Source organism: uncultured Agitococcus sp. (genome assembly GCF_937920075.1).
In the GTDB taxonomy this organism is placed as follows: Bacteria; Pseudomonadota; Gammaproteobacteria; order Pseudomonadales; family Moraxellaceae; genus Agitococcus.
The window spans coordinates 1-6,845 of the sequence record NZ_CALETI010000363.1 but is presented as its reverse complement, the minus strand read 5'-3'; the positions used below and the strand labels follow the sequence as shown (position 1 = coordinate 6,845).

At 38.6% G+C, this 6,845-nt stretch carries 6 protein-coding genes; 5 read left to right on the top strand and 1 reads right to left on the bottom strand.

Annotated features, from left to right (window positions below):
• Nucleotides 1-1,188 precede the first annotated feature (1,188 nt).
• Complete coding sequence (locus Q0212_RS12450; protein WP_297925986.1) at nt 1,189-1,659, top strand: Crp/Fnr family transcriptional regulator; 471 nt, start codon at nt 1,189-1,191, stop codon at nt 1,657-1,659.
• 29 nt (nt 1,660-1,688) lie between these two features.
• On the top strand, nt 1,689-2,762 hold the full coding sequence (locus Q0212_RS12445) for a nitronate monooxygenase (protein WP_297925991.1): 1,074 nt from the start codon (nt 1,689-1,691) through the stop codon (nt 2,760-2,762).
• A gap of 106 nt (nt 2,763-2,868) precedes the next feature.
• On the opposite strand, the gene Q0212_RS12440 is transcribed toward Q0212_RS12445, so the two are convergent.
• On the bottom strand, nt 2,869-4,062 hold the full coding sequence (locus Q0212_RS12440; protein WP_297925984.1) for a patatin-like phospholipase family protein: 1,194 nt from the start codon (nt 4,060-4,062) through the stop codon (nt 2,869-2,871).
• Between the two features lie 405 nt (nt 4,063-4,467).
• On the opposite strand from Q0212_RS12440, the gene Q0212_RS12435 reads away from it, so the two are divergent.
• From Q0212_RS12435 to Q0212_RS12425, 3 genes are read left to right on the top strand one after another with little or no spacing between them, the layout of a single operon-like run.
• Nucleotides 4,468-4,773, top strand: coding sequence for an STAS domain-containing protein (locus Q0212_RS12435; protein WP_297925982.1), 306 nt, complete (start codon nt 4,468-4,470; stop codon nt 4,771-4,773).
• Nucleotides 4,774-4,799: 26 nt separating this feature from the next.
• Nucleotides 4,800-6,488 (top strand): SpoIIE family protein phosphatase, encoded by a 1,689-nt coding sequence (locus Q0212_RS12430; RefSeq protein ID WP_297925980.1) that lies wholly within the window; start codon nt 4,800-4,802, stop codon nt 6,486-6,488.
• A gap of 11 nt (nt 6,489-6,499) precedes the next feature.
• Nucleotides 6,500-6,829: an Hpt domain-containing protein gene (locus tag Q0212_RS12425; RefSeq protein ID WP_297925978.1), complete on the top strand. Its 330-nt coding sequence runs from the start codon at nt 6,500-6,502 to the stop codon at nt 6,827-6,829.
• The last annotated feature ends 16 nt before the right edge of the window (nt 6,830-6,845 follow it).

The window sequence follows — 6,845 nt, the reverse complement described above, 5'->3', positions numbered from 1 at the left end:
TCTTTCCCTACACGACGCTCTTCCGATCTGGCGACCATTTTTTGATATTCTTTAACTTGCGCCGCTTGAGCCGATGTTGTGATTTTTTCTACCAGCGGGTGCTCGGGAGCCAAAACCATGTAGGTTGCTCCAAACAATGTATCAGGCCGTGTGGTAAAAATTTCGAGTGCATTACTTTGATCGGCAACATCAAAATGAATGGTCAAACCTTCCGAACGGCCAATCCAATTGCGTTGCATGGTTTTGACTTGTTCTGGCCAGCCGTCTAATTGGTCTAAATCGGTTAATAATTGGTCAGCATAGGCGGTGATTTTAAAGTAATACATGGGGATTTCGCGTTTTTCAACGACTGCACCCGAACGCCAGCCTTTGCCATCAATTACTTGTTCGTTGGCTAATACGGTATTGTCAACAGGATCCCAGTTCACAATCCCTGATTTTTTATAAATAATGCCTTTTTGAAACAAACGCGTGAATAACCATTGTTCCCAGCGATAATAGTCTGGTTTACAAGTGGTTACTTCACGTTGCCAATCAATCGCCAAGCCCAAAGACTGTAATTGCTTTTTCATATAAGCAATGTTGCTGTATGTCCATGCGGCAGGTGGCACATTATTTTTCATCGCTGCATTTTCAGCAGGCAGACCAAAGGCATCCCAACCCATCGGTTGTAGCACGTTAAAGCCTTGCATTTTTTTGAAGCGGGCTAATACATCGCCAATGGTATAGTTACGCACGTGTCCCATGTGTAGCTTACCTGATGGATAAGGAAACATGGATAAACAATAATATTTGGGTTTGTCGCTGTTATCATTGGCGGCAAAGGCGTTGTTGTCTGCCCATTGCGCTTGTACGGTGGGTTCGATGTCTTGGGGTAAATAATTTTCTTGCATGGCAATTCGTTTGCTGAATAAAAAGAGGTAAAGAGGAATTCCTCTCGCTATTTTCCCTGAATAAAGCTCAAAGTTACAGGCAGGGAGCGAGAAATCCTAATAAAGCCGAATAGCATAACCTAGCTGATGCTATTTAAGTAAGTGTTTCGCGGCAATATCATCAAAAAAATCTAATCATTAAAAAATCTTCTACACTGTAAATAAACAAGATTTAGAGTACAGGACAGGCGTATTGTCTCACAATTAACGCAGAAATCCTGATTGTCATATTTTTCGTGATTAATATGGGGGGATTATGGATCAGCAATATCTTGAGCTGTTACAAGCCATGCCGATTTTTGGTGGTGTTAGCCAACAAGCCTTGTCATTTTTATTAACACGCTGCCCAGAAATTGAGATTGCCCAAAATGCCTATTTTTTTAAAGAGGGTGAGCAAGCAGATTCTTTGTTTATTTTGGAGCGCGGCACAGCATTGGTGTTAAAAGGGCGAGACATCAAATTAAGATATTTGGTGCGTGGTGATTGTTTTGGTGAAATGTCACTTATTGATTTAAACCCGCGTAGTGCTTCAGTGCAAGCCATTGAAAATTGTATTGCTTTAGAATTATCAAGACAAAATTTATTTTCTTTGTATGAGTATGATTTAGAACAATTTGTCATTATTCAAATGAATTTATCACGTGAGGTGAGCCGACGTTTACGCGCCTTAGATGAGCGTTTAATGTCTTTGGATACGGAATTATTAAAACTGATAAATGTTTTATAATTTGTTGGACGATATGTATGTAAGTTGATATAGTCAAAAAACAATCACCATTAAGATCTAACTATATCAACATGAATACAGCCATTACCCAATTATTAGCCATTAAATACCCCATTATTTTAACGGGCATGAGTTGGATTTCTACCCCTGAACTGGTTGCTGCGGTGAGCAATGCTGGAGGCTTAGGTATTTTAGCTTTAGGGCCGTTGACACCCGAACAAACTAAGGCTGCCATAGAAAAGGTGCGCCAATTAACAGATAAACCCTTTGGTGTGAATTGTGCCTTGTTAATGCCATCTGCCAAAGAAAATGCCCAAATTGCCTTAGACTTAAAAGTGCCTGTGATTAATTTTTCATTAGGTAAGGGCGATTGGCTCATAAAAGCTTGCCACGCTTATGGTGGAAAGGTAATTGCCACAGTGACGACTGCTAAACACGCCATAGCCGCTCAAGAACAAGGTGCTGATGCTGTGATGGTGACAGGTCATGAAGCAGCAGCACATGGCGGAGAGGTAACGTCTTTAGTCTTAGTGCCAGCCATTGTTGATGTGGTCAAGATTCCAGTGATTGCTTGTGGTGGTTTTGCTGATCAACGTGGTGTGTTGGCGGCCTTGGCATTGGGGGCAGAAGCGGTGGCGATGGGTTCACGTTTTGCAACGGTGAAAGAGAGTCCGTTACATGAGCATATTAAGCAACAAGTGATTGCTAAAGATCAACACGAGACCATTTATTCACCGCATTTTGATGGTTTGCCTGCACGTTATATGAAAACGCCATTGGCAGAAAAGTTGACTAAAAAACCTATGAATTTTGTGTTGGCAATGATTCAGGCTTTTTTTGCAGCAATACAATTAAAAGTTCCTGTTTGGAAGGTGTTAGCAGGCATTCTCGTAGAACCACAAAAAATACGATTATTAGCTAATTTTGGTGCCGCAACTCCTAAATTAAAGGCAGCAACCGAACACGGTGACTTAGCCAAGGGTATGCAGTTTATTGGTCAATCTCAAGGCTTGATTCACGATGTGTGTAGTGCTGAAGAAATGATGCAGCGTTTAGTCAAAGATTTGGATAAACGATTATTAGCCATTCAAGAAAAAATATAGGGACGGTTATCGCTTTGATTATAAAAAAAGCATAAAGATAATAGGATTGTTTTGCGTTTTGATTGTGGTTGCTCACAGGCAAAATGTTAACAGCCGCTAATAATCCCTAAGCTCTATTTTTAAAGTCTAGTAACTGGCAAACATGGTCACTAGGCTGATCTAAATGTAAAAACTGTTTAATCTCAGTTGCTCTAGCCATACCATCGGCATAACCAACATCTATTAGCTCTTTGCAATAAGCTCCCTCAAATAGTAAATAACTTAACACACCTGCGCCGCCACGTTTTGTTGCACCACTGCCATAAACAAATGTTCGAATACTACGTGGCAAATCCATAGCATGTTTCATGGCGATTTGATCAAAAATTTCACTAGAAGGGGCAATCACTAAAGAATCAACATGTCGTAATGAAATATTTTTTTCTCTAATCTCAGCAGGAATATGACTAATGGTACGATTAATTCGAGTGAGTCTTTCAATGTCACTTTCTAAGCTATCAATAAAAGAGCTATTTAAAATGTTAGCAACAACTTGAGCAATACTAGGGTAGCTATCGACTTTTTGACGATCTTTATTATTTTCATTACTCACACCAATCACTAAAATTTTTTCTGCGCCTAAGTGTAAGGCAGGACTCATTGGCGCGAGTTGTCGTAAGGCTCCATCACCAAAATATTCACGATTAAGTTTTATCGCAGGAAATAGTAGAGGAATAGCAGCCGATGCTAATAAATGTTCAGTGCGAATTAGTGTTGGGATACCAACTCTTCTAGCGCGTTTCCAACCTTCCAAATCAGCGCGCCCCTGAAAAAAACTGACTGATTCACCACTGGTATAGCCTGATGCTGTAATACAAAGAGCATGTAAATATTCGGCACTAATCACATCGTTAAGACGAGAAAGTAATAATTCGCGTTCTAATAAAAAGTATAATGGTGAATTATCCAATAAAGACACAGGTCGATCTTTATGCAAACGACCAAAAGCCATTGTCCATAAAAAACGAGCAGCACAATGCAAAACGCCAGCCCAATCTGTGCGATACACTTGTGAGGTTTTAAAGTTTGACCAAACAAATTCTAATTGTGAAACTGCCTCTCCTAAACAATCAGCACGGCAAGCCAAACCTGCGGCATTGAGGCCTCCAGCAGATGTGCCACAAATAATAGGAAATAAATTGGCACAATGAGAATAAGACAATTCACTGATCGCCTTTAAAACACCCACTTGATAAGCGGCTCTAGCTCCACCTCCAGACAAAACTAAAGCAACTTTTTTAGCAGAATAGGGTTGATTCATCTTGTTGCTCCTAAACAAGGTTTTTATCGTCAGAGTTTACGCATATCCCAGTAAGTTCCACGCTTTACAAGCGAAAGCTATTCAAAGATAGCCACGTAAGCCCACATAGTCTAAGTATAGTAATTGCTTATTTTTTCGCATCGAATCAATTAGAAACTTATCAGTCAGTTTTTTGTGAACTGTGCTATAGCGTTTTAGATAAAATCATCGTATAAATACAAACTGTGTTTGGTATGTATAAAACAGATAAAAACCAAACAAATGTTCTAAAAAAACAATTAAATCATCCTGATAGCCTTTCTTAGCGTATAAAGTTTGCTTTAGAATAAGAAGCAAATATACTAATTTAATATTATTGGCTGTATAACCAATAGTGATGGCATCAGCATGTAGAGGGAGATATTTATGGCGATACTTACCACAAGTTCAGCCGATGGCAAAGAATTAATTATTAAAATTAAAGGGCGTTTTGATTTTAGCACCCACCAAGAATTTCGTAATGCTTATGAGCAAGCACCCAGCGAAATGTCCTGTTATGTGATTGATTTAAAAGATGCAACTTATTTAGACAGCTCTGCATTAGGCATGTTGTTGCTTTTAAGAGATCATGCAGGGGGGGATAGTTCTCAAGTGAGAATCATTAATTGTAATCCTGATGTCAAAAAAATCTTAACCATCTCTAATTTTGAGCAATTATTTACAATTGTGTAAATAGTCTTAAAGCAGGGAGGTGGCTTATGCGTCTGTTAATCGCTGAAGATACGCCAAGTGATCGTTTAATTTTGGCTAACTTAATTAAACGTCTTGATCATGAAGTGATTTTGGCAGTAGATGGCAAAGAAGCAGTAGAGCTATTTATTGAGCATCGTCCCGATATTGTCTTGTTAGACGTGATGATGCCTCATAAAAATGGCACAGAAGTCGCCAGAGAAATTAGACAGATTGTTGGTGAAGATTTAGTTCCCATCATTTTTTTAACCTCATTAAATGAAGCCAGTGATTTAGCTGAATGTTTAGAAGCTGGTGGTGATGATTTTTTAAGCAAACCCTATAACAAGGTAATTATCAAAGCCAAAATTATGGCTTTTTCGCGTATGCGTCGTTTGCATAAAGAAATTCAAAATCAACGCGAACACTTGCTGCAAGAGCAAAAGGCAGCAAAAGGCATCTTTGATAAAATTGCACATTATGGCGTATTAAATTCTCCTAATATTCGTTATCTCATTTCTCCTAAAGCAATTTTTAATGGTGATGTTGTTTTAGCTGCACGTCATCCAAATGGTGATTTATTGGTGTTGTTAGGGGACTTTACAGGACATGGCTTACCTGCTGCGATTGGTGCATTACCATTAGCAGAGGTCTTTCATGGCATGGTCTCTAAGGGATTTGCCTTAGAAGATGTCTTACGAGAAGTTAATTCAAAATTAAAAAGTATTTTACCTGTTGGTGTGTTTTGTTGTGCAACGGCAGCGCATTTAGGGTTTAGAAATCGTAGCATTGAAGTGTGGGCTGGTGGTTTGCCTGATGGTGTGATTTATAACACTCGCAGCCGAGAGATTAAAAAAGTCGTTTCTCAACATTTACCTTTAGGAATTTTATCGGCTAATCAATTTAAATATCAGCCTAGCTTTTTTGAAATGGATGATGATGATGTCGTTTATTTGTGGTCTGACGGCATTATAGAAACGGTTAATCCACAAGAAGAAATGTTTGGTTTTGATCGACTATTACCTATTTTGGCAAATAGCGATAGCCCTGATAATGTTTTTGATGAAATCTTACATCAAGTAAAAGTTTTTGCGGGTGAGGGGGTTGCACAATCAGATGACCATACACTGTTGGCAGTGAGAATGCAAGATGCCCCATCTTTGGCTTTAGAACACAGTTTACTCGCAAAACCCAAAGTCGCCCATCGAGGATTGGCAGATTGTGTGATGAGTTGTGAATTAGGTGTGGAGTCATTAAAGTTATTTGATCCTGTGCCGTTAGTAACGCATTTGGTTTTTCAGATCACTGGCTTAAAACCTTATATCAACACACTCAATACCATTTTGGCAGAATTATATTCAAATGCCTTAGAACATGGCTTATTGCATTTAGACTCATCATTAAAAAATAGTCCTCAAGGCTTTGCTAAGTATTATAGTTTGCGCCATGAGCGTTTAAATAGTTTGGAAGAAGGCAATATTCGCTTTAATATTCAGCACCGTCCTACAGAACAAGGGGGGAAGCTAATTTTGCAGGTAACTGATAGTGGTGATGGCTTTGATTTTAGTCAGCGTCGGCAACAAAGCTCAAGCGATAATCCACATTTAATGAATTATCATGGGCGAGGTATTCGCCTCATTGAAACTTTGTGTCAACGATTAGAGTTTATAGGCTCTGGTAATAGTGTTATCGTTGAGTTTGATTGGAAATGGTTGTAGAGGAAAAAATAATGCATCATTTAGATAAAGATCAGTTAGCGGAGTTAAAAGAAGTGTTAGAAGATGAGTTTGATGTATTAATTAATACCTATTTAACAGATGCACAATTACGCTTACAGTTAATCGAACAAGGAATATCAGCACAAAATTATGAACAAGTTCGCTTAGCAGCACACAGTTTAAAAGGTGCAAGTGCCAATATCGGCGCTTTACAATTAGCTCAGCTATGTGAGCATTTAGAACATGATTGTAAGGCAGAGGATTATTCAAGATTATCTATTTTATTTAGTAATACTGTTAATGAGGTTGAGGTGGTCAAGAATCTATTAAATAATCTTTGAGTTATTTATCAAAAAA

What these genes read in the sequence shown, in the direction of transcription:
- Q0212_RS12450 (WP_297925986.1), top strand. Translation starts at nt 1,189, where the DNA reads ATGGATCAGCAATATCTTGAGCTGTTACAAGCCATGCCGATTTTTGGT.
- Q0212_RS12440 (WP_297925984.1), bottom strand. Translation starts at nt 4,062, where the DNA reads ATGAATCAACCCTATTCTGCTAAAAAAGTTGCTTTAGTTTTGTCTGGA.
- Q0212_RS12435 (WP_297925982.1), top strand. Translation starts at nt 4,468, where the DNA reads ATGGCGATACTTACCACAAGTTCAGCCGATGGCAAAGAATTAATTATT.
- Q0212_RS12430 (WP_297925980.1), top strand. Translation starts at nt 4,800, where the DNA reads ATGCGTCTGTTAATCGCTGAAGATACGCCAAGTGATCGTTTAATTTTG.
- Q0212_RS12425 (WP_297925978.1), top strand. Translation starts at nt 6,500, where the DNA reads ATGCATCATTTAGATAAAGATCAGTTAGCGGAGTTAAAAGAAGTGTTA.